Origin of the sequence: Vibrio hannami, assembly GCF_029589055.1 — a bacterium.
Lineage (GTDB): Bacteria > Pseudomonadota > Gammaproteobacteria > Enterobacterales > Vibrionaceae > Vibrio > Vibrio hannami.
The window spans coordinates 84,085-105,473 of record NZ_JARQZP010000001.1 but is presented as its reverse complement, the minus strand read 5'-3'; the positions used below and the strand labels follow the sequence as shown (position 1 = coordinate 105,473).

At 44.6% G+C, this 21,389-nt stretch carries 21 protein-coding genes and 1 pseudogene; 13 read left to right on the top strand and 9 right to left on the bottom strand.

Features of this window, described 5'->3' with window-relative positions; all coding sequences use genetic code 11:
* Positions 1-3 precede the first annotated feature (3 nt).
* Together secB and P7F88_RS00520 are read right to left on the bottom strand one after the other, a co-directional pair.
* Positions 4-480, bottom strand: a complete 477-nt coding sequence (secB, locus tag P7F88_RS00525; RefSeq protein ID WP_277821416.1) for a protein-export chaperone SecB — start codon at positions 478-480, stop codon at positions 4-6.
* Between the two features lie 55 nt (positions 481-535).
* Positions 536-970 carry a rhodanese-like domain-containing protein gene (locus P7F88_RS00520; RefSeq protein ID WP_277821415.1) on the bottom strand — a complete coding sequence of 145 codons (435 nt, stop codon included), beginning with the start codon at positions 968-970 and terminating at the stop codon, positions 536-538.
* A 380-nt stretch (positions 971-1,350) separates the two neighbouring features.
* Between P7F88_RS00520 and gpmM the strand changes: the two genes are divergently transcribed.
* Complete coding sequence (gpmM, locus tag P7F88_RS00515; RefSeq protein ID WP_277821414.1) at positions 1,351-2,883, top strand: 2,3-bisphosphoglycerate-independent phosphoglycerate mutase; 1,533 nt, start codon at positions 1,351-1,353, stop codon at positions 2,881-2,883.
* A 127-nt stretch (positions 2,884-3,010) separates the two neighbouring features.
* On the top strand, positions 3,011-4,165 hold the full coding sequence (locus P7F88_RS00510; RefSeq protein WP_277821493.1) for a murein hydrolase activator EnvC family protein: 1,155 nt from the start codon (positions 3,011-3,013) through the stop codon (positions 4,163-4,165).
* Between the two features lie 198 nt (positions 4,166-4,363).
* On the opposite strand, the gene P7F88_RS00505 is transcribed toward P7F88_RS00510, so the two are convergent.
* Positions 4,364-5,626 (bottom strand): malic enzyme-like NAD(P)-binding protein, encoded by a 1,263-nt coding sequence (locus P7F88_RS00505; protein ID WP_277821413.1) that lies wholly within the window; start codon positions 5,624-5,626, stop codon positions 4,364-4,366.
* A 181-nt stretch (positions 5,627-5,807) separates the two neighbouring features.
* The gene (gene rpmE, locus P7F88_RS00500; RefSeq protein ID WP_237315874.1) at positions 5,808-6,026 is read right to left on the bottom strand and encodes a 50S ribosomal protein L31; all 219 of its coding nucleotides are present in this window, start codon (positions 6,024-6,026) and stop codon (positions 5,808-5,810) included.
* 255 nt (positions 6,027-6,281) lie between these two features.
* Here rpmE and priA point away from each other — a divergent pair, with 255 nt between their 5' ends.
* From priA to rraA, 7 genes are all read left to right on the top strand, one after another.
* Entirely contained in the window at positions 6,282-8,483 is a 2,202-nt protein-coding gene (gene priA, locus P7F88_RS00495; protein ID WP_277821412.1) for a primosomal protein N', read from the top strand.
* Positions 8,484-8,649: 166 nt separating this feature from the next.
* Positions 8,650-9,654, top strand: a complete 1,005-nt coding sequence (gene cytR / locus P7F88_RS00490) for a DNA-binding transcriptional regulator CytR (protein WP_277821411.1) — start codon at positions 8,650-8,652, stop codon at positions 9,652-9,654.
* Between the two features lie 126 nt (positions 9,655-9,780).
* Positions 9,781-10,323 (top strand): SPOR domain-containing protein, encoded by a 543-nt coding sequence (locus P7F88_RS00485; protein WP_277821410.1) that lies wholly within the window; start codon positions 9,781-9,783, stop codon positions 10,321-10,323.
* A gap of 113 nt (positions 10,324-10,436) precedes the next feature.
* Positions 10,437-10,970, top strand: coding sequence for an ATP-dependent protease subunit HslV (gene hslV / locus P7F88_RS00480; protein ID WP_277821409.1), 534 nt, complete (start codon positions 10,437-10,439; stop codon positions 10,968-10,970).
* A gap of 18 nt (positions 10,971-10,988) precedes the next feature.
* Complete coding sequence (hslU, locus tag P7F88_RS00475; RefSeq protein ID WP_277821408.1) at positions 10,989-12,326, top strand: HslU--HslV peptidase ATPase subunit; 1,338 nt, start codon at positions 10,989-10,991, stop codon at positions 12,324-12,326.
* A gap of 112 nt (positions 12,327-12,438) precedes the next feature.
* Positions 12,439-13,356, top strand: a complete 918-nt coding sequence (locus P7F88_RS00470) for a 1,4-dihydroxy-2-naphthoate polyprenyltransferase (protein WP_277821407.1) — start codon at positions 12,439-12,441, stop codon at positions 13,354-13,356.
* 75 nt (positions 13,357-13,431) lie between these two features.
* Positions 13,432-13,956, top strand: a complete 525-nt coding sequence (gene rraA, locus P7F88_RS00465; protein ID WP_277821406.1) for a ribonuclease E activity regulator RraA — start codon at positions 13,432-13,434, stop codon at positions 13,954-13,956.
* 237 nt (positions 13,957-14,193) lie between these two features.
* On the opposite strand, the gene zapB is transcribed toward rraA, so the two are convergent.
* Positions 14,194-14,436 carry a cell division protein ZapB gene (gene zapB / locus P7F88_RS00460; RefSeq protein WP_277821405.1) on the bottom strand — a complete coding sequence of 81 codons (243 nt, stop codon included), beginning with the start codon at positions 14,434-14,436 and terminating at the stop codon, positions 14,194-14,196.
* 303 nt (positions 14,437-14,739) lie between these two features.
* Between zapB and glpX the strand changes: the two are divergent.
* The 3 genes and pseudogenes from glpX (at position 14,740) to P7F88_RS00445 (ending at position 16,978) form a co-directional block, all read left to right on the top strand.
* A pseudogene (gene glpX, locus P7F88_RS00455) lies at positions 14,740-15,746 on the top strand (class II fructose-bisphosphatase).
* 161 nt (positions 15,747-15,907) lie between these two features.
* Entirely contained in the window at positions 15,908-16,528 is a 621-nt protein-coding gene (locus tag P7F88_RS00450; RefSeq protein ID WP_277821404.1) for a helix-turn-helix transcriptional regulator, read from the top strand.
* A gap of 111 nt (positions 16,529-16,639) precedes the next feature.
* On the top strand, positions 16,640-16,978 hold the full coding sequence (locus P7F88_RS00445) for a DUF3135 domain-containing protein (RefSeq protein ID WP_277821403.1): 339 nt from the start codon (positions 16,640-16,642) through the stop codon (positions 16,976-16,978).
* 10 nt (positions 16,979-16,988) lie between these two features.
* On the opposite strand, the gene P7F88_RS00440 is transcribed toward P7F88_RS00445, so the two are convergent.
* A complete protein-coding gene (locus P7F88_RS00440) occupies positions 16,989-17,339 on the bottom strand; it encodes a 5-carboxymethyl-2-hydroxymuconate Delta-isomerase (protein WP_277821402.1) in 351 nt (116 codons plus the stop codon).
* A 231-nt stretch (positions 17,340-17,570) separates the two neighbouring features.
* Between P7F88_RS00440 and tpiA the strand changes: the two genes are divergently transcribed.
* Positions 17,571-18,335, top strand: coding sequence for a triose-phosphate isomerase (tpiA, locus tag P7F88_RS00435; protein ID WP_277821401.1), 765 nt, complete (start codon positions 17,571-17,573; stop codon positions 18,333-18,335).
* Between the two features lie 204 nt (positions 18,336-18,539).
* On the opposite strand, the gene pfkA is transcribed toward tpiA, so the two are convergent.
* The 3 genes from pfkA to P7F88_RS00420 all read right to left on the bottom strand — a co-directional run bounded on the left by pfkA (position 18,540) and on the right by P7F88_RS00420 (position 21,329).
* Positions 18,540-19,502 (bottom strand): 6-phosphofructokinase, encoded by a 963-nt coding sequence (gene pfkA / locus P7F88_RS00430; RefSeq protein ID WP_277821400.1) that lies wholly within the window; start codon positions 19,500-19,502, stop codon positions 18,540-18,542.
* Between the two features lie 260 nt (positions 19,503-19,762).
* Positions 19,763-20,671: a CDF family cation-efflux transporter FieF gene (gene fieF / locus P7F88_RS00425; RefSeq protein ID WP_277821492.1), complete on the bottom strand. Its 909-nt coding sequence runs from the start codon at positions 20,669-20,671 to the stop codon at positions 19,763-19,765.
* Positions 20,672-20,822: 151 nt separating this feature from the next.
* Positions 20,823-21,329, bottom strand: a complete 507-nt coding sequence (locus P7F88_RS00420; RefSeq protein ID WP_277821399.1) for a CpxP family protein — start codon at positions 21,327-21,329, stop codon at positions 20,823-20,825.
* Between the last annotated feature and the right edge of the window lie 60 nt (positions 21,330-21,389).

The window sequence follows — 21,389 nt, the reverse complement described above, 5'->3', positions numbered from 1 at the left end:
CTATTAAGCGTCAGCTTGTGGTGCTTCTTGCTCTTGACCAGCCTGGTTCTGCAGGTAGTTCATGAATAGAGCGTCAAAGTTAACCGGAGCCAGGTTTAGTTGAGGGAATGTACCCTTAACAACAAGGCTTGAAATAGTTTCACGTGCGTATGGGAACAGAATGTTCGGGCAGAATGCACCCAGGCAGTGTGCAAGTTGACCAGCTTCCATTTGCTCAGCAGTGAAGATACCAGCTTGCTGAACTTCACATAGGAATGCAGTTTCTTCTTCGTTCTTAACTGTAACAGTCAGGCGAAGAACCACTTCGTATACGTTCTGGCCTAGTTCGCGGCTCTGAGTATCAAGATCAAGTTTCACATCTGGGTTCCACTCTTTCTGGAACATGTCAGGTGAGTTTGGCGCTTCAAATGAAACGTCTTTTAGGTAGATACGCTGGATAGTGAAGTTCTGTTGGTTATCTTGAGGTGCTGCTTCAGCCATTTTGGTTTTCCTTAAAAATCTTAATCTTTATTTTGAAACTGTTGATTCGTCAGTCTTACTTCTTGCCACGAACAAGTGGCATCTTCGCCTCATCCCATGAGATCAGACCGTTTTTCAGAACATTGACGTTCTCAAATTCTGCTTTTGCAAGTAGATTTGCGCTCTCTTGAGCCGTAGTACCTGTCTTACATACCACAATGATTGGGTTAGCTTTATGTTTTTCAAGGGCACCAAAGGCTCCCTTTTTAATGTCAGCTGGTAAAACGTGAAGTGCACCCGCAATATGGCCCTGTTTGAACTCATCTCTGGTACGAATATCAACCACTACACCTTCTTCTTTATTGATTAGGTGAGTTAGCTGAGCTGGCATAATTGTCTTGTATCCAGCGGTTGATGTTTTAAAGATATTCATGATTAAAGCGACAACAATACCAATCCACAGTACTGAGAGAAGCATATTGTTTTGCACAAAATCGATATATTCTTGCATGTCCTGCACTCTTACTAATAAGCCCATAAGTGGGCGGCCTGTCTAAATTTAAGCAGTGAGTATAGCGAGGAAGGTCAATCGAAGCGAGTGGGGAAAGCGTTTCTTGACGATAAATGAGGAAATGATCTTTGAAAGTTAACAATACCTATCAATACAATCGCTAAAATTGGCTTTATTTATTGAGAACAATTCGCAACAATGCTTCTATAACGTAGAAATAGGGCTACACTTAATGCACTATCTCAGAGGAGAAATGTAAGGGAGTAACAACTTAGAGCGATTATTATTTGATCTTACCCTACAGTTTTACCCTAAAAGTGTAGTAAAGTTACGCTAATTTTATTTTTGAAGTTTCAATATGATTCGACGAGGTCAAAACTATGTCAGCTAAGAAGCCTATGGCTCTAGTGATTCTTGACGGTTGGGGATACCGTGAAGATAACGCAAACAACGCAGTTGCAAACGCAAATACTCCTGTACTGGACGGCCTGTTTGCTAACCAACCAAACACTCTGATTTCTGGTTCTGGCATGGATGTTGGCCTGCCTGACGGTCAGATGGGTAACTCTGAAGTTGGTCATACTAACATTGGTGCTGGTCGTGTTGTATACCAGGATCTTACTCGCATCACTAAATCAATCGCTGACGGTGAGTTCGAAAACACTCCAGCATTTGTTGAAGCAATTGATAAAGCTGTAAGCGCAGGTAAAGCTGTTCACCTGATGGGCCTTATGTCTCCAGGTGGCGTACACAGCCACGAAGACCACATCTACGCTGCAGTTAAAATGGCTGCTGCACGTGGCGCTGAAAAAATCTACCTACACTGCTTCCTTGACGGACGTGATACTCCACCACGTAGCGCTGAAGGTTCACTAAAGCGTTTTGACGAACTATTCGCTGAACTAGGTAAAGGCCGTGTTGCTTCTCTTGTAGGTCGTTACTACGCAATGGACCGTGATAACAACTGGGATCGCGTTCAGAAAGCTTACGAACTTCTAACAGAAGAAAAAGCAGACTTCACTTTCGATTCTGCTGTTGAAGCACTTGAAGCTGCATACTCTCGCGATGAAAACGATGAGTTTGTTAAGCCTACAGCAATCAAAACTGCAGAGCAGGAATCTGCTGCTATCGAAGATGGCGATGCAGTTATCTTCATGAACTACCGTGCGGACCGTGCTCGTCAGATCACACGTACTTTTGTTCCTGCATTCGAAGGCTTCGAGCGTGCTAAGTTCCCAGCAGTTGAGTTTGTAATGTTGACTCAATACGCAGCGGATATCCCACTAGCTATCGCGTTCCCACCAGCTTCTCTTGAGAACACATACGGTGAGTGGCTATCTAAGCAAGGTAAAACTCAGCTTCGTATCTCTGAAACTGAAAAATACGCACACGTTACTTTCTTCTTCAACGGTGGTGTTGAGACTGAGTTCGACGGCGAAGAGCGTAGCCTGATTGCTTCTCCAAAAGTTGCAACTTACGACCTACAACCAGAAATGAGCTCTGAAGAACTTACAGAGAAGATGGTTGCTGCTGTTAAATCTGGTAAGTACGACGCTATCATCTGTAACTACCCTAACCCGGACATGGTTGGTCACACTGGCGTATACGAAGCTGCTGTTAAAGCTATCGAAGCTGTAGATGAGTGTGTTGGTAAAGTTGTTGATGCAATCAAAGACGTTGATGGTCAACTTCTTCTTACTGCGGACCACGGTAACGCAGAAATGATGGTAGACCCTGCAACTGGCGGTACTCACACTGCACACACAAACCTACCTGTTCCACTAATTTATGTTGGTAACAAAGAAGTTGAGTTTGTAGAAGGCGGTAAGCTATCTGACCTGGCTCCAACTATGCTTCAGCTAACAGATATGGAAGTTCCTGCTGAAATGACAGGTTCATCTCTACTTAAATAAGTTTTTGATATAGAAAATTTATTTGAATAAGCAGACGTCAGCGTTTTCTAGCGCTGGCGTTTTTTTATTTCTGAATTTGAGTATACTGGCTCTTCATACCGCTACAGGCATCAGAGATATTCAACGGATGAAGCTTTATACATCAAAACAATCACAACCATCCCTGTCAGGGCTTCGCATTCTATCTGTGACCTGTTTAGCTGCGTTATCTTCACTGATGCTTTCTGTATATTCAATGGCCAGCCAGGAAGAGTTAACAGGGGTTAAGAACGAAATATCTCGTCAAAAAAACTCTCTAACTTCTCAGCAAAAAGAGCTGAACAACCTGCAAAAATCTCTGAAGCAGCACGAGCTTTCTATATCATCTCTGGGACAAGAAATCAGAAAAACAGAGGCCAAGTTAAAAACAGCTAACAAAAACCTCTCTATCTTCAATAAGCAAAAAGCGGATTTAGAATCTCAGAAAGCAGCCCAGACAGAAACACTTAAAGCGCTTATCAAAACCTACTATGTAACAAAACGGGATAATGATGCTAAAGCACTGCTGAATTCTTCAAACAGCGAAGAAGAAGCCCGAATCGCTCATTATTTTCAGCACCTGGCTAAAGCCAGAGCGAAAGCGATAGAGGAGCTGGATAATACTAGTAAGCAGTTAGACGCCAAAAACCAGCAGCTACTAAATGAACAACATCAAATAGAGGCTCTGCTAGCTCAGCAAAAGAAGAAGCAAACTGAACTTACTGGCTCACAAAAGAAACGTAAAAGTACCGTTGGAAAGATCCAGCGCAATATCTCCAGCAATAAACACTATCTGGCAGAGTTGCAGCGCAATGAAACCCGTCTGAAGTCAGAGATAGCAAAAGCAGCAAAACGTAATACCGTGCCAATGGACGGTCTGGCCAAACAGAAAGGCAAACTACCATGGCCATTGAAAGGCCGTGTTCTGCATAACTACGGTACTCGCCAAAGTGGTCAGGTTAACTGGAAAGGCATGGTGATTGACGCTAACTACGAACAACCAGTTAAAGCTGTATATTCGGGTACTGTGGTATTTGCCGATTACCTGCGCGGTTATGGTCTTGTGGTGCTTCTAGACCATGGCAAAGGCGATATGACGCTTTATGGCTTTAATCAGACACTAATGAAGCTTGAAGGCGATAAAGTAAAAGCTGGTGAGACTATTGCGCTTGCTGGTGACACAGGCGGTCAGCCACAGGCTTCACTCTATTTTGAGATCCGTCGGAATAGTAAGACTCAAAATCCGAAAAGATGGTTGAGGTAGGTTACGGGTTACGGGTTACGGGTTACGGGTTACGGGTTACGGGTTACGGGTTACGGGTTACGGGTTACGGGTTACGGGTTACGGGTTACGGGTTACGGGTTACGGAAAAATAAACTAAAAGCGCAAGGATTCAACCTTTTGCGCTTTTAACTTACCTGTGACCAGTAGGACGAAGTCCGTCCCACAACCTTTAACCTATCAGTTCTCCATGTACCCTTTAGGCATTTCTATACGCGCTACGCCAGAATCAACTGCTGCCTGAGCAACGGCTTTAGCTACACGTGGAAGTAAGCGTGGATCCATTGGCTTAGGAATGATGTACTCATTACCAAACTCAAGCTCAGTCACACCAGCCGCCTTCTTCACTTCTTCTGGCACTGGCTCTTTAGCTAGCTGACGAATCGCCTCTACTGCCGCTAGTTTCATTTCGATATTGATTTCACTTGCACGAACGTCAAGCGCACCACGGAAAATGAACGGGAAACAGATAACATTGTTCACCTGGTTTGGATAGTCAGAGCGACCTGTACCCATAATCAGATCATCACGAACCTGATGCGCCAGCTCTGGCTTAATTTCAGGATCAGGGTTAGAACATGCGAATACTACTGGCTTATCCGCCATTAGTTTAAGCGCTTCCTGAGGCAGAAGATCCGGGCCAGACACACCAAGGAATAGATCGGCACCAGTAATAACATCTTCCAGCGTTCTCTTGTCTGTGTTGTTAGCAAAGTGCTTCTTGTGTTCGGTTAGATCTTCACGACGAGTATGAATCACACCTTTACGGTCAAGCATGTAGATCTTTTCACGCTGCGCGCCACACTTAATCAGAAGCTCCATGCATGCTACGGCTGCTGCACCTGCACCAAGACAAACAATAGTCGACTCAGACAGCTCTTTATCCTGTAGCTCGATAGCATTCAACATACCTGCCGCCGTCACAATTGCTGTACCGTGCTGGTCATCATGGAATACAGGCACGTCGCAACGTTCAATCAGGCGCTGTTCAATCTCAAAGCAGTCTGGCGCTTTAATATCTTCAAGGTTGATACCACCGAAAGTGTCAGCAATATTAGCAACCGTATCAACGAACTCATCGATAGTGCGGTGCTTAACTTCGATATCGATAGAATCCAGACCAGCAAAGCGCTTAAACAGCAGTGCTTTACCTTCCATTACTGGCTTAGAAGCCATTGGGCCAAGGTTACCCAGACCAAGAATCGCCGTACCGTTAGAGATAACTGCAACCATGTTACCTTTACCAGTGTACTTATAAACATTATCGACATTCTGAGCGATTTCACGTACTGGCTCAGCAACACCCGGGCTGTATGCCAGTGCCAGATCTTCCGCTGAGTCTGCTGGTTTTGTTAGTTCAACGGAGATTTTGCCAGCGGTTGGATACGCATGATAATGAAGGGCTTGTTGACGAAAATCGTCTTGTTTATTGTCGTCAGACATCTTGGTTTACCTTGGTTTGATTATGGGGAATGAACGGGGGCTGATTTTACTGGATACCTAACTGTGTTAATAGCCAGCAAGCGATTAAAACCATTTAATTTATATACGAATTTGGCATACGTTAGATGCAAAAAAGGACGCGAGTGCGTCCTTTTTCAAATTCGGTATTGCTAAGCAATCATTACTTCTTGCTAGATAGAGCACCGAAACGCTTGTTGAAGCGATCAACACGGCCACCAGTATCAACGATACGCTGCTTACCAGTGTAGAATGGGTGACACTTGTCACACACGTCTAGGTGGATAGAGTCTTTAGCAAGAGTTGAGTTGAACTCAAAAGTGTTGCCGCAAGAGCAAGTAGCTGTTACAGCTTTGTATTCAGGGTGGATACCTGTTTTCATGGGAAAACCTCATCTATAGGCCGCGTCGCCATCCGATTCTATGCCGGACACCACACGTAATTTAAATAATAGTGCAACCACAGGTCACACCGTCAGGGCGCGTATAGTAAAGAATAGTGCCCCCAGGATCAACCTATTTGGTAGTTTTTTCGCCATTTTTTTCTTATAAATAACCCTCCCATATTTCTGGGTGTGCAGATTCTGCTTCAGGGTATAAACTATCCCTCTGTTTATTATTCGTTTCCGTAGTTATCTATGCGCCCATCCATAGCTCAAGTTGCCCTTCCTGTACCACTGGACAAAAGGTTTGATTATTTAATCCAGCCCCACCAGTTTCCGGTCGTTGGCGGGAGAGTATCTGTTCCATTTGGAAGACAGACACTTGTGGGCATCGTTACAGCTATGGTGCACAAATCCGCATTTTCTATCGACAAGCTAAAGCCGATAAAAGAAGTTCTGGATATAGAGCCGGTATGGCCGAAGAAGCTCTACGAACTGCTTAATTGGGCGAGCCAGTACTATCAGTATCCTTTGGGAGACACGCTGTCTAATGCCCTGCCTTCTGCATTAAGAAAAGGCAAAGCGGCCGAATTCGCCTCTCTGGTTGAATGGCAACTTACTGAGTCAGGTAAAAATCAATTGATGGTTGGTTTCGGCCGGGCAGTCCAACAAGCTCGCGTCATGCATATGCTAGAGTCGGGTTCTGTCTCACATCAACAAATGTTGGACGAAGATGTCTCGTCAAGCGTTTTAAAAACACTGACAGAAAAAGGCTGGATCGTATCAACCGAGCAAAAACCTACTCCGGGTCGCTGGCCTGAGCTTATAGAGTCTGAACAGGACAAGCCTAAGATCAATGCTGAACAGGCAGTTGCTATCGCAACAGTAAACAGCGGCTCAGATTTTGGTTGTTATCTACTCGAAGGTGTTACTGGATCAGGCAAAACCGAAGTTTATCTGAATCTTATTAAACCTGTGCTAGAAAAAGGCGAACAGGCGCTGGTTCTGGTGCCAGAGATTGGCTTAACACCACAGACTATCAATCGCTTTAAAAAACGCTTTGATGTACCTGTAACCGTTATTCATTCCGGGTTAAATGACACCGAACGCCTCAACGCTTGGCTATCTGCACGCGACAAACATGCGGGTATTGTTATAGGTACACGCTCGGCATTATTCACTCCTTTTCACAAGCTGGGCATCATAATTGTCGATGAGGAGCATGACGCCTCTTATAAACAGCAGGACAGCCTTAGATACCATGCGCGTGACGTTGCTATTATGCGCGCTCACAGGGAGAACATCCCTGTCGTACTCGGCTCAGCAACGCCATCATTAGAGACGTTATACAACGCGCTTTCAGGAAAGTATCACCACCTAACACTTTCACAGAGAGCTGGCTCTGCTGTTCCTACAACAAACAAAGTGATTGACGTAAAAGGACAGTATCTTGAGAGCGGCCTTTCCGCGCCATTAATCGCAGAGATGCGCCTTCATCTGGATTCAGGCAGTCAGGTGCTGCTATTTTTGAACAGAAGAGGGTTTTCACCAGCTTTAATGTGTCACGAGTGCGGCTGGATTGCTGAGTGTCAGAGATGTGATGCCTACTACACCTACCATCAGAACAGCAATGAAATAAGATGCCATCACTGTGGTTCACAGCGCCCTGTTATTCACAACTGTCAGGAGTGTGGCTCACACCAGTTAGTAACTGTTGGTGTCGGGACCGAACAATTAGAAAAACAGCTTTCTGAACTGTTTCCTGAATATAAAACCATACGTATCGACCGGGATAGCACACGCAGAAAAGGTAGCCTAGAAAGCGCGCTTGAATCTATAAGAAACAACGAATACCAGATTCTTATAGGCACTCAAATGCTGGCTAAAGGCCACCATTTTCCAAATGTCACTTTAGTCAGCCTGCTTGATGTTGACGGTTCTCTCTACAGTAGCGATTTCAGGGCATCCGAACGCCTTGCTCAACTATTTGTGCAAGTAGCCGGACGGGCTGGACGAGCGAGTAAGCCAGGTGAAGTGCTGCTCCAGACGCACCACCCAGAGCACACATTACTGCAATCACTGTTAAACAACGACTACAGACACTTTGCACAAACTGCACTGCAAGAGAGAAAGCAGGCCATGTTGCCACCTTTTAGCTTTCTTACCCTTTTCAGAGCTGAAGCAAATAACGGAGACTTCGCAGAAGAGTTTTTGCGTCAGGTTCGGCATACCCTAGAGGCCCACCCTCTTTTTGACGACCTCTGCATGGTGCTTGGCCCTACTCCTGCACCTTTAGCCAAAAGAGCAGGTAAATCTCGCTGGCAACTGATCTTGCAGACACCGAATCGCACTGTACTGCAAAAGTTGCTTTACTCAGCTAAGCCTGTGATCGCCCTACTTCCTTCAGCAAAAAAAGTACGGTGGTCCATGGATATAGAACCACAAGATCTTAATTAAATGGCCGAGTTACATTGATGTGACAAATATCACGAACGCTATGCAAAATATGTTAATCTTGCCGTAAACAGTACTATCACAAAAGCATACACTTAGAAAAAACGATATGTGTTTATGCTCATTGCCTGACACCAAGAATTATTTATAGGAAAGAGGTTATTCTAATATGGCGACAATGAAGGATGTTGCCCAGTTGGCTGGGGTTTCTACTGCTACCGTATCCAGAGCATTAATGAATCCGGAAAAGGTTTCATCATCCACCAGAAAAAGGGTGGAAGATGCGGTACTTGAAGCAGGTTACTCTCCAAACTCTCTGGCAAGAAATCTGCGTCGAAATGAATCAAAAACCATTGTCACCATTGTTCCCGATATCTGTGATCCCTATTTCACCGAAATTATTCGTGGTATTGAAGATGCTGCAATGGAAAATGGCTACCTGGTACTTCTTGGAGACAGCGGGCAGCAACAAAAGCGCGAAAGCTCTTTTGTAAATCTGGTATTCACCAAGCAGGCCGACGGCATGTTATTGCTTGGCACCGACCTTCCATTCGACGTAAGTAAACCAGAGCAGAAGAACCTACCACCGCTAGTTATGGCTTGTGAGTATGCGCCTGAGCTTGAACTTCCTACTGTCCATATCGATAACCTCACGTCTGCATTTGAAGCGGTAAACTACCTGACTCAGATGGGGCATAAAAAGGTTGCTCAGATCTCTGGCCCGGAAAACGCACCGTTATGTGAGTTTCGCCATCAAGGATACCAGCAGGCACTCAGACGTGCAGGTATCACCATGAACACCACTTATTGTGCAAACGCGGACTTTACCTTTGCTGGCGGTGCAAAAGCGCTGCGAAAACTGCTTTCTTTGCCTGAGCCACCAACAGCTATCTTCTGCCACAACGACACTATGGCGATTGGAGCAATTCAGGAAGCCAAAAAACTAGGTTTACGAGTGCCTCAGGATCTTTCTATTGTTGGGTTTGATGACATTCAATTTGCTCAGTACTGCGATCCACCGTTAACCACCATCTCTCAGCCTCGTTACGAAATAGGCCGTCAGGCTATGTTGATGATGCTGGAACTGCTTAAAGGGAGAGATGTAAGAGCTGGCTCCAGACTACTTGAAACCAAGTTGGTTGTGCGAAATAGCGCAGCTCCACCAAGAATTTAATCAAAATTTACTCACGAAAACGGTGCTGGATATGCACCGTTTCTTTTTTAAAGAGACATTTGTCATTGAGCTACAAACTGGATTAACATGTAAGCCGTTTAATAACCTGCTTTGAAGTAAAAAAGAGTGGCAAACAGAGACTACGTACGACGCGGACAAGGCAAGAGAAAAAGCCCTTCGCGCAAGAAACCGCAAAAACGCTTCCCATGGAAAGCTGCAATTGCTGCCATATTACTAACTGGTGGCTTTGGCTATGGCCTGTATATTCTTAGCACAGACCCTGAACCACCTAAGCCAGCTCCTGTTGCTAGCAAACCAAAACCTGAAGCAAAGAAAGCAGAACAAATACCACCACCGCCAACAGAAGAGTGGGAGTATGTTAAGTCTCTGCCACAAAAAGAGATAGAGGTAGAGGCAAAAGATCTGGTTGTTTCGGAAATACCGTACATTATGCAGTGCGGTGCTTTCAAAACCCTTAAACAAGCCGAAAACCGGAAGGTTGATATCGCGTTTCAAGGGATAAATAGCCAAATTCGCAAAAAAGAAGGAAGCAGCTGGTTTAAGGTCGTCTTAGGACCATACAAATTCAAAAGGGACGCTGAAAAAGATAAACATAAGCTTCAGCGCGCTAAAATTGAACCATGCGCGATCTGGAAAGAAGCGCAGTAACATCCCCCATTCCAAAAGAGTGAGATAATTCATCTCGCTCTTCTTCCCTTGAATTCCAGTTTTATAACCTCATATAACTTTTATCATATTAAGAAAACAAAGAGGTCTATCTCGTGACTACCATAGTATCTGTACGCCGTGGCAACAAAGTTGTTATAGCTGGTGATGGACAAGTATCCCTTGGTAACACAGTAATGAAAGGCAATGCGAAGAAAGTACGCCGCCTGTATAACAATAAAGTGCTTGCGGGGTTTGCTGGTGGTACGGCTGACGCCTTCACCCTATTTGAACGCTTCGAGTCTAAGCTCCAGATGCATCAGGGGCATCTGACTAAAGCAGCCGTTGAGCTGGCAAAAGACTGGAGAAGCGACAGAGCATTACGAAAACTAGAAGCATTGCTGGCAGTGGCAGACGAAACGGCTTCACTGATTATCACTGGTAACGGTGACGTTGTTCAGCCTGAAAACGATCTTATTGCCATCGGTTCTGGCGGTAACTTTGCTCAGGCAGCAGCAACTGCTCTACTGGAAAACACAGAATTAGACGCTCGAGAAATTGCAGAAAAGTCGCTAACCATTGCAGGTGATATTTGTGTATTTACCAACCATCATCACACTGTTGAAGAACTTGAAATCGCGGCTGAATAAAGAATTGAGGTAAACAATATGTCTGAAATGACACCTCGTGAGATTGTTCACGAACTAAATCGCCACATTATCGGCCAGGACAAAGCAAAACGCTCAGTGGCGATCGCACTTCGTAACCGCTGGCGTCGTATGCAGCTTGATGAAAGTTTGCGTCCAGAAGTAACACCAAAGAACATTCTAATGATCGGTCCAACGGGTGTTGGTAAAACCGAAATCGCCCGTCGTCTGGCAAAGCTCGCCAACGCGCCGTTTATCAAGGTTGAAGCGACCAAGTTTACTGAAGTTGGTTACGTTGGTAAGGAAGTAGAAACTATCATCCGCGACCTGACAGATGTTGCAGCTAAAATGACAAGCCAGCAGGCGATGGAAAAAGTTAAGTTCCGCGCTGAAGAGCAGGCTGAAGAGCGTATCCTTGATGCTCTGCTGCCACCAGCGCGCGATGCCTGGGGACAAAAAGACCAGGAATCTGGCGATGACAACTCGAATACCCGTCAGATTTTCCGCAAGAAACTACGTGAAGGCAAGCTAGACGATAAAGAGATTGAAATCGACGTAGCTGCACCGCAGATGGGTGTGGAAATTATGGCTCCTCCAGGTATGGAAGAGATGACAAACCAGCTTCAGGGTATGTTCCAGAACCTTGCCGGCAACACCAAGAAGAATCGCAAGCTTAAGATCAAAGATGCATTTAAAGCACTAACTGAAGAAGAAGCGGCGAAGCTGGTAAATCAGGAAGAGTTGAAAGAAAATGCCATCGAAAACGTGGAAAACCACGGCATCGTGTTTATCGATGAGATCGACAAGATCTGTAAGCGTGGTGAAAGCTCCGGCCCGGACGTTTCTCGTGAAGGTGTACAGCGTGACTTGCTTCCTCTGATCGAAGGCAGCACGGTTTCAACTAAGCATGGTATGGTAAAAACAGACCATATCCTGTTTATTACTTCTGGTGCATTCCAGGTAGCTAAACCTTCTGATCTGATCCCGGAACTACAAGGTCGCCTGCCAATCCGCGTAGAGCTTGAAGCTCTATCTAGCGATGACTTCAAGCGTATTCTTACCGAACCTCGCGCATCATTAACCGAGCAGTACATTGCGTTGATGAAAACTGAAGAAGTCGACATTGAGTTTACTGAAGATGGCATCAACCAGATTGCTGAAGCTGCATGGCGTGTAAACGAAACAACTGAGAATATCGGTGCTCGTCGTCTGCACACTGTGATGGAAAGACTGATGGATGAGATCTCGTTTGAAGCTACGGATAAGCCGGGCAGTACACTAACAATTGATGCTGCTTATGTAAAAGCTCATCTTGGTGAACTTGTTGAGGATGAAGACCTAAGTAGATTTATCCTGTAAGCGCAAAATAGTACCCGCATCAACAAAAAGCCCACCTACCTCTTTAGGTGGGCTTTTTATTCCGCAAACAGTTGATATACTTCTCGCATTAGGCAGTTAATAGATTAGTTAAATGAATAAATCGCTCTCAATCTGGCTGGATGCAGCCAGACCAAAAACGCTTCCTCTGGCACTGGTATCCATTCTCACTGGTAGCAGCCTTGCTCACTCTGATGGCCGATTTTCATTTCCTGTTATGTTGCTGGCGCTCCTTACTGCCACTCTGCTTCAAATTCTGTCTAATCTGGCGAATGACTATGGTGATGCTCAGAAGGGTACCGACAATGAAAATCGCCTCGGCCCAATGAGGGCCATGCAGTCAGGTGCGGTTACTCAGGAAGAGATGAAAAAAGCCATCATCCTGAATATCGTATTTACTATCGCTGCCGGTATCGCTCTTATATTCTATTCTCTGGACAGCCTCACCAATATTATTGCTTTTCTTGGATTAGGCCTGTTAGCGATTGTTAGCGCTATTGCTTATACCGTAGGTGACAAACCTTATGGCTATGTCGGCCTTGGTGACCTGTCTGTATTTATCTTCTTTGGTTTACTTGGTGTAGGTGGTACTTACTTCCTGCACACAGGCTCTGTAGACTGGACTATTGCAGCGCCAGCACTTGGTTGTGGGCTTTTAGCTGTTGCTGTACTCAACGTCAACAATATGCGTGATATAGACAACGACCGTGAGTGTGGGAAACGTACAGTAGCAGTCAGACTCGGCGAACAATGCGCTAAGGTATACCACCTGACGCTAATCTGGGCTGCGTTCGTTGCTTTTGCTGGCTACCTGCTATTTAACTCGGCACAGCTATGGTTTGTCGTACCGTTTTTATTGTCTGCTGCGGTAATAGGCAAACACGGCAAAGCGGTTCTGGCGTCAGAATCTCCGGTACAAATCGCGCCTATGTTGCCGGTTATCGTTAAATGCGCCGTAATCACTAACATTTTGTTTTCACTAATGGTTGTAGCTCAAACTCTGGCGAGATAATTGAGCCTTGTCATTGCATTGACTTAATGACTGGATATACTCAGATTTAGTGTTCACCAATAGAAGACCTCTCGTATGGAATACAATACTTCTGCACTATGTGATATTTACTTAGACCAGGTTGATGTCGTAGAGCCCATGTTTAGTAACTTTGGCGGTAGCGCATCTTTTGCCGGCCAAGTAACCACAGTCAAATGTTTTGAGGACAATGGCCTTATCCGTTCCATCCTTGAAGAAGACGGTAATGGTCGGGTTCTTCTGATCGATGGCGGCGGCTCACTGAGAAAAGCACTTATCGATGCAGAGATTGCAGCTTTAGCGGAAGAAAACGAGTGGGAAGGTATTGTTGTTTACGGATGTATCCGTGAAGTAGATGACCTGGAAGATATGAATGTCGGCATTCAAGCGTTGGCTTCTATCCCTGTAGGCGCAACCTCTCAAGATATTGGTGAAATCGACGTACCTGTGAACTTCGGCGGCGTCACCTTCCTGCCAGAAGACTACCTCTATGCCGACAACACCGGCATTATCATCTCTCAGGAACCTCTCGATGCAAAACTCGACATCGAAGAGACCGATGACGATTACGAAGAAGAGTAATTATTAACTCAGATATGCATTAAAAAAGCAGCCACAACGGCTGCTTTCTACACTGTACGGCTATTAGCCTAAACATGCATTACCACGCAGGAGCGTGGTAACGAGGAATCTAGTGATTTAATAATTAGCTTTATATCTAAGTGAATGTTACTAAATCAAGAAGGAGACGCGGAGCTTACGATAGTAAGTGAGCATCGACGCCGCAGAGTTAGCAACATTCACGACGATAGAAACTAATTATTCCACGTTTTCCATCTTACCTAATAGAGTCCTGATGCGCTCTTGCCATGCATCATGCTCTTCACGAACCTGTTGGTTTTGTCTTTCTAACTCTTCACGGCCTTCTTTCAGAGCATTCGCTTCAGCTTCTAGCTGGCTGTTCTTTTCTTTTAGCTCATCTAGTTCCATTTGAAGAAGTGTAATTGTATCTACTGCGGTTTGTACTTTTGCTTCTAACTGTTCTAGCACTTCTAACGACATATTAATCTACCTTATATGTGACCATTGTGATGAGTTGCTCTCACCCTGAATGCCTTTATTCTACTCAGCCGCGAGCGGATAGCACTCCTTAAATTGTAGAAATCTTGTTAGTTGCTCAACTTTAAATCACATTCTGACCTTTCGCTGACTTTTGAGCATGACTTTTTTATCGGGAACCTTATGTTCTTCTGGTGAGAAGCTCTGAGAAACAAAAAATCTGTGCAAAAGGCAAACGTTTTCGATTACGTTGTGATAGAATCCCGCCGAATTTTTATCCCTCTTACTTTTTCAACTGGAGTAGACATGAAACGCGATTTAGCGATGGCTTTTTCTCGTGTAACTGAAGGTGCAGCACTGGCAGGTTACAAATGGCTTGGACGTGGCGACAAAAACGCAGCAGACGGTGCAGCTGTAGAAGTGATGCGTAGCTTGCTAAACAAAACCGACATCAGTGGTGAAATTGTAATTGGCGAAGGTGAGATTGATGATGCACCAATGCTATACATTGGCGAACATGTTGGCGTTGGCGGTGATCAGGTTGATATTGCGGTAGACCCTATTGAAGGTACTCGCATGACCGCAATGGGTCAGGCTAACGCACTGGCTGTACTTGCAGCTGGCGAAAAAGTAGCTTCCTTAAAGCACCTGACATGTACATGGAAAAGCTGGTTGTAGGTCCTGGTGCTAAAGGCTGTATTGATCTAAACCTTCCTCTTGAAGAAAACCTGGAAAACATCGCTAAGGCGCTTGGTAAAACTCTGGATACACTAGTTGTTATTACGCTGGCGAAGCCACGGCATGATGACGTAATTGCAAAGATGCAATCTATGGGTGTTCGCGTATTTGCTGTGCCAGATGGTGATGTTGCTGCTTCTATCCTGACCTGTATGCCAGATAGCGAAGTTGATGTGATGTACTGCATTGGTGGTGCGCCTGAAGGTGTAGTTTCTGCTGCTGTTATTCGTGCTCTGGACGGCGACATGCACGGTCGTTTACTTCCTCGTCATGAAGTTAAAGGCGATACAGAAGAAAACCGTAAGCACGGTGAGCTGGAGCTGGCACGCTGTAAAGAGATGGGCGTTGAAGCAAATATCGTTCTGGAAATGTCTGACATGGCAAAGAGCGACAACGTTGTATTCTCTGCAACAGGTATTACTAAAGGTGACCTGCTTGAAGGCATTACTCGTAAAGGAAATATCGCGACAACAGAAACTCTGCTAATCCGTGGCAAGTGTCGCACTATCCGTCGTATCAAGTCTATCCATTATCTGGAACGTAAAGACGCCGAGGTTCGGGATATTATTCTCTAAGAGAGAAACACTGAATGATGAGCGCAGCTTCGGCTGCGCTTTTTTATGCCTGTTATATTACTTCAATTTAACAACAACTTAGTAAATAATTTACTTTACTAAACATATCCTCCATAATGACACTGTTTTAGCGATTCAATTTCTTAACTCTGGATAACTCAGTGAAGACCATCGACATAATTCTTGAAAAAATAAAGCGTGAAGGTGCGATTACAGCTAAGAAGTTGTCTGAAGACCTTGAAATGACGTCGATGGGTGCACGGCAACATTTACAGGCTTTAGAAGATAACAATCTGGTTAAGCATTTCGATGTAAAGGTAAAGGTTGGCAGGCCAACTCGCCACTGGTCACTGACTGAAGAAGGACATGCACAATTTGCAGATCGCCATGATGACTTAACGGTTCAGGTTATTGAAGCGGTTGAGCATATTTTCGGTCAGGAAGGGCTTGAGAAAGTTGCCGCAGAAAGAGAATCAAAAACACTGGCCAGGTATTCGGCAGTCATTACGCCAGACCTACCACTCGGCGAAAAGCTTGTCCGTTTAGTCTCACTAAGGGAGCAAGATGGATACATGGCTGAATTAACCGAACTCGAAGAAGGTTTCCTCTTCACCGAGAACCATTGTCCCATCTGTAAAGCCGCTAAAAGCTGCCCCACATTGTGCCAGTCAGAACTCAATGTTTTTGAAAATTTATTAGGTAATGACACAAAAATCGAACGCACTGAGCATATTATTAATAATGAACGAAGATGCTCATACATCATAAAAACAGTTAGTTAGTTCCATTCTCAGAGAAACCTCCGCAATTTGTCTCATTCTTGAGATTGCATTTTCAGCATCTCTACTACACTTTTAGTAAGTCCCACGGAGAAGGGAAAGAAAGGAGATACCATGGAGTACGCTGAAATTGAGCAAACATTGCCTCCATTTGATGAACTGGTAGAGCTTGCAGAAAACAACCCAAAAGCTTTTGAGCTGTTCAAGCAGGAGATGTGTGAGCAAGCTATTACTTTTGCGTCTGAAGAGATGCGCCCCAGACTCAGAGCGCAACAAAGTCATATTGATAGAGTGATTAAGCGCTGCAAGAACCCACACCACACCAATGTAGTACTTATGCAGGAACTCAGCAGCCAGATGGGGAAATTCAAAGAAGTCCTGGATGGTGATATAGATTTAAATGAAACTGCAGAAGTCATCCCCTTTAATCATCCAAATCACTGTGCACGCTGAGTACCACCAGTTAGTTATTTAGAACTTTAACAAATGTCTCTCTTTCCATATCCCGCATATTCAGGCTTAAGCTGGATACAGCTGAAGCCTGACTTTTCAGAACATCCATTAAATCATCTGCAAGTTTCTTTTTTTGCTCTATCGTTCTTCCGGACAGTAACTCAAAGCTGATATGAATAAAGTCCTCACTATCTCCCTTTTCGCCAATCAACCAATGATGGCAGCGAAGCCCCCTTGTTTTCACATCGTCAGCGGCAAACAACCCACAATCCAAAGCAACCTGGTGCAGGTCCTCCAAAAGCCCCTGAATATTCACTCGTTCCTCTACAGAGCTGGTGTATTCCATTACTAAATTTGGCATTCGATTCTCATCTTTAATTATTTCTTTTAAACATACCGCATGATTCGCAGAATCTGATAAATTAGCTATGATTTTGCTTGCGGAGTCACTTAAGGAACTGATTCCTTCAGCAGCGACCGACAAAGATCAGCGAAAGTCATGATTCCCGTCATGATCTGGCAGTATTTATCTGTTATATTCTTTCGCAATTACGTTTGTTTTTTACATTTAATTTATTTTGGAGATATTCCTATGCGTCAACCTGTAGTTATGGGTAACTGGAAACTAAACGGCAGCAAAGCAATGGTAACTGAGCTGTTAAATGGACTTAAAGCAGAACTAGCTGGCGTTACTGGCGTTGACGTTGCAGTTGCTCCACCAGCACTATACATCGACCTTGCAGAACGCACTCTAGAAGGCAGCGACATCATCCTTGGTGCTCAGAACACTGACCTTAACAACAAAGGCGCGTTCACTGGCGACATGTCTCCTGAGATGCTAAAAGACTTCGGTGCGACTCACATCATCATCGGTCACTCTGAGCGTCGTGACTACCATAACGAATCAGACGAGTTTGTTGCTAAGAAATTCGCATTCCTAAAAGAGAACGGCCTGAAGCCAGTTTTCTGTATCGGTGAATCTGAAGCTCAGAACGAAGCTGGTGAAACTGAAGCAGTATGTGCACGTCAAATCAACGCAGTTATCGATGCATACGGCGTTGAAGCTCTTAACGGCGCTATCATCGCTTACGAACCAATCTGGGCAATCGGTACTGGTAAAGCAGCAACTGCTGAAGATGCACAGCGTATCCACGCTTCTATCCGTGCAATGATCGCAGAAAAAGATGCAACTGTGGCTGAGCAGGTAATCATCCAGTACGGCGGTTCTGTTAAGCCTGAAAACGCTGAAGCTTACTTCGCACAGCCAGACATCGATGGCGCTCTAGTTGGCGGTGCTTCTCTAGACGCTAAGAGCTTTGCAGCTATCGCTAAAGCAGCAGCTAAGATGAAAGCTTAATTTTTAGCAACCTGCTAGAAAAAGTATTGATGGAAGGTCGACATTAGTCGGCCTTTTTTGATCTTGGGTTGCGGGTTACGGGTTACGGGTTACGGGTTACGGGTTACAGATGACACAAACAAAAAAGCGCGAGATTATAAACCTCACGCTTTTATATCTGTAACCTGTAGGACGAAGTCCGTCCTATGCCCTGTTAAGCTATCCTTAGAACAGCTCTTCAGCTACCTGGTATAGGTCATCACGAACTGGACGACGCATATTTTCAATTGCATCGATAATATCGTGGTGAACAAGCTCTTCCTTCTGGATACCTACACAGCGGCCACCGTGACCTTCCATTAGTAGGTGAACAGCGTAGTTACCCATACGAGAAGCCAGAACACGGTCAAATGCCGTTGGACGACCACCGCGCTGGATGTGACCAAGCACAGTTGCGCGTGTTTCACGACCTGTCGCTTCTTCGATATCTTTCGCTAGCTCGTTAGCGTCCATCATTAGCTCAGTAAGAGCGATAATTGCGTGCTTCTTACCTTTCTCCAGACCAGCTAAAAGGCTTTTAATAAGCTCTTCTTTACTCCATGAACGTTCTGGAGTGATGATGTACTCACAACCACCAGCGATAGAAGACATCAGAGTCAGGTCACCACAGTGACGACCCATGATCTCAACAATAGAGATACGCTGGTGTGAAGATGAAGTATCACGTAGACGGTCAATATTTTCGATAACTGTGTTTAGTGCAGTCAGGTAACCGATAGTGTAATCCGTACCCGCAATATCATTATCGATTGTACCCGGCAGACCGATACATGGGTAACCCATTTCAGTCAGCTTCTTAGCACCCATGTATGAACCGTCACCACCAATAACAACAAGTGCTTCGATGCCGTGTTTTTTCAGGTTTTCAATAGCTTTCTCACGAGTTTCAACTTCCTTGAACTCAGGGAAGCGTGCAGAACCCAGGAAGGTACCACCACGGTTAATTACGTCAGAAACGCTTGAACGATCTAGCTTTTCGATACGGTCTTCATACAGACCCTGATAACCGTCGTATACACCATATACCTCCAGACCTGCTGAAAGTGCAGTACGAACCACGCCGCGAATTGCAGCGTTCATTCCTGGTGCGTCACCGCCACTTGTCAAAACACCGATCTTCTTAATCATGCTCACCCTCGATTTTTTAAATCTAAATTACAAATTTTATGTGCCAAATTTGGCGAAATTATTAAGGTATTCCGTTTGATTAGTTTATGTCATTTCTTATAACATTTTTTCGAAATACTGAAACTTTTTTACTTATGTAAGAGTATTACAATTCTGCTAAAAAACTTTGTTGATTCATATCAGAATCATCCTGAGTATAAACCTTTTGAACAAAAAATAGACTATTATGATATTTTTGTCTTTAATTGCCTGATAGCTTCCTACCAACCCAGTTCTTTTTGTCCTTTCTCAGTACCATAAACTACAGATACCGGATCCTGATGAATCAACACATCAGATTGTGGAAACAGATTCTCCAGCGCTTCTTCGACATCATCCGCTATCTGATGTGCCTGGATAAGAGGCAGCTGGTCGTCTAACTCAAGATGAAGCTGTATAAATCTCACTGGTCCTGATTTTCTTGTTCTCAGCTGATGCACACCTCTAACGCCTTCAACTGCATTCGCCGTATGTCTTATTTGTTCCAGCTCTTCTTCCGGCAGTTGCCTGTCCAGAAGTGACTGAATCGCATCCCTTACCATCTGATACGCACTAAACAAAATGAAGCAACCAATACCAATAGCAAACACCGCATCAGCTTGCTTTATTCCAAAGTAACTCAAAGCCAGCGCAATCATAATCGCAACATTCATATATAAGTCGGTTTGATAGTGCAAAGAGTCTGCTGCAATCGCCTGACTTCCGGTTTTTCGTACCACATGCTTCTGGAAAGCCACTAAGCCGCCTGTCATTACCATTGCAAACGCACTGACATAAATACCATATTCAGGAGAAACAAGTTCATGAGGCCGGAAGAAACGGTCGACACCATTTAAAATAAGAAAACAGGCGGAGCCAGATATAAACATGGTTTGAGCTAGTGCAGCTAAGGATTCCGCTTTACCGTGACCGAAAGTATGGTCTTTATCTGCAGGCTGCAATGAATATCGAACAACGATCAGGTTAACCAGCGAAGCTCCAATATCAAGAAGAGAATCTATTAACGATGCCAGCAGGCTGACTGACCCAGTGATCCACCATACAACAACTTTAGCGACCAAAAGAATGGTTGCTACACCCGTTGCCAGCCATGCTGCGGTAGAGACTAATCGTGAATATTCGTCTTTCATCATTATGTTTAAGCGAGAATAATTTGCGCAGATTATAACCTCGAAATTGTGACTTGGGTATCAGTTTATCTCATACTCTGGTGGTTATAACGACAAAAGCAGCCCGAAGGCTGCTCTCAAAAGATAGGCAGTGCAATTTAATGACTTATCTTTAATTGTTGCGTTTTTCCATACGCTTAGCCATTTTTTCAGAGCATTTTTCCATGCGTTCAGTCTGAAGTTCTTTAAACTGCTCTTTCTGCTCAGGAGTCAGGATACTCAACATTTCGTGCTTCATTTTCAGCATTTCCGCACGGCGCTCAGCACGCTTCTCAACCATCTCTTTTGCCAGTTCCTGTGCCTGAGCCTCATCAAAAGTATCCGCTAATACAAGATCCTGAACCTTTGACTGATATGCCTGCATTTCCGCCTGACGCTCAGCCATATTTGCTGTGCGCTGAGTTTTTCTTTCTTCACGCTTTGCATCGCGCATTGCTTCAAGCTGGGCTTCTTGTTCATCGGTCAGATCTAACTGGCGCATAACGCCCTTGTCGAAACCACCACATTTACCTCTGAAATCTTTACCGCCATCTTTACCACCAAATGCATACGCACTTGCAGTACCAAATACCAGAGGAAGAGCAGCGGCAGCTAATACTAATTTTTTTACAGTTCTCATAATCTAAACCCTTATTCACTATTTCGCTTTGTTGATGCTGTCTTCACAGCGGTTGAGCAT

Coding starts and splice junctions, on each gene's coding strand:
- priA (WP_277821412.1), top strand. CDS start 6,282: ATGCGCCCATCCATAGCTCAAGTTGCCCTTCCTGTACCACTGGACAAA.
- hslU (WP_277821408.1), top strand. CDS start 10,989: ATGTCTGAAATGACACCTCGTGAGATTGTTCACGAACTAAATCGCCAC.
- P7F88_RS00445 (WP_277821403.1), top strand. CDS start 16,640: ATGGAGTACGCTGAAATTGAGCAAACATTGCCTCCATTTGATGAACTG.
- P7F88_RS00440 (WP_277821402.1), bottom strand. CDS start 17,339: ATGCCAAATTTAGTAATGGAATACACCAGCTCTGTAGAGGAACGAGTG.
- P7F88_RS00505 (WP_277821413.1), bottom strand. CDS start 5,626: ATGTCTGACGACAATAAACAAGACGATTTTCGTCAACAAGCCCTTCAT.
- P7F88_RS00470 (WP_277821407.1), top strand. CDS start 12,439: ATGAATAAATCGCTCTCAATCTGGCTGGATGCAGCCAGACCAAAAACG.
- secB (WP_277821416.1), bottom strand. CDS start 480: ATGGCTGAAGCAGCACCTCAAGATAACCAACAGAACTTCACTATCCAG.
- fieF (WP_277821492.1), bottom strand. CDS start 20,671: ATGAAAGACGAATATTCACGATTAGTCTCTACCGCAGCATGGCTGGCA.
- cytR (WP_277821411.1), top strand. CDS start 8,650: ATGGCGACAATGAAGGATGTTGCCCAGTTGGCTGGGGTTTCTACTGCT.
- P7F88_RS00520 (WP_277821415.1), bottom strand. CDS start 970: ATGCAAGAATATATCGATTTTGTGCAAAACAATATGCTTCTCTCAGTA.
- P7F88_RS00420 (WP_277821399.1), bottom strand. CDS start 21,329: ATGAGAACTGTAAAAAAATTAGTATTAGCTGCCGCTGCTCTTCCTCTG.
- rraA (WP_277821406.1), top strand. CDS start 13,432: ATGGAATACAATACTTCTGCACTATGTGATATTTACTTAGACCAGGTT.
- pfkA (WP_277821400.1), bottom strand. CDS start 19,502: ATGATTAAGAAGATCGGTGTTTTGACAAGTGGCGGTGACGCACCAGGA.
- rpmE (WP_237315874.1), bottom strand. CDS start 6,026: ATGAAAACAGGTATCCACCCTGAATACAAAGCTGTAACAGCTACTTGC.
- gpmM (WP_277821414.1), top strand. CDS start 1,351: ATGTCAGCTAAGAAGCCTATGGCTCTAGTGATTCTTGACGGTTGGGGA.
- zapB (WP_277821405.1), bottom strand. CDS start 14,436: ATGTCGTTAGAAGTGCTAGAACAGTTAGAAGCAAAAGTACAAACCGCA.
- tpiA (WP_277821401.1), top strand. CDS start 17,571: ATGCGTCAACCTGTAGTTATGGGTAACTGGAAACTAAACGGCAGCAAA.
- P7F88_RS00510 (WP_277821493.1), top strand. CDS start 3,011: ATGAAGCTTTATACATCAAAACAATCACAACCATCCCTGTCAGGGCTT.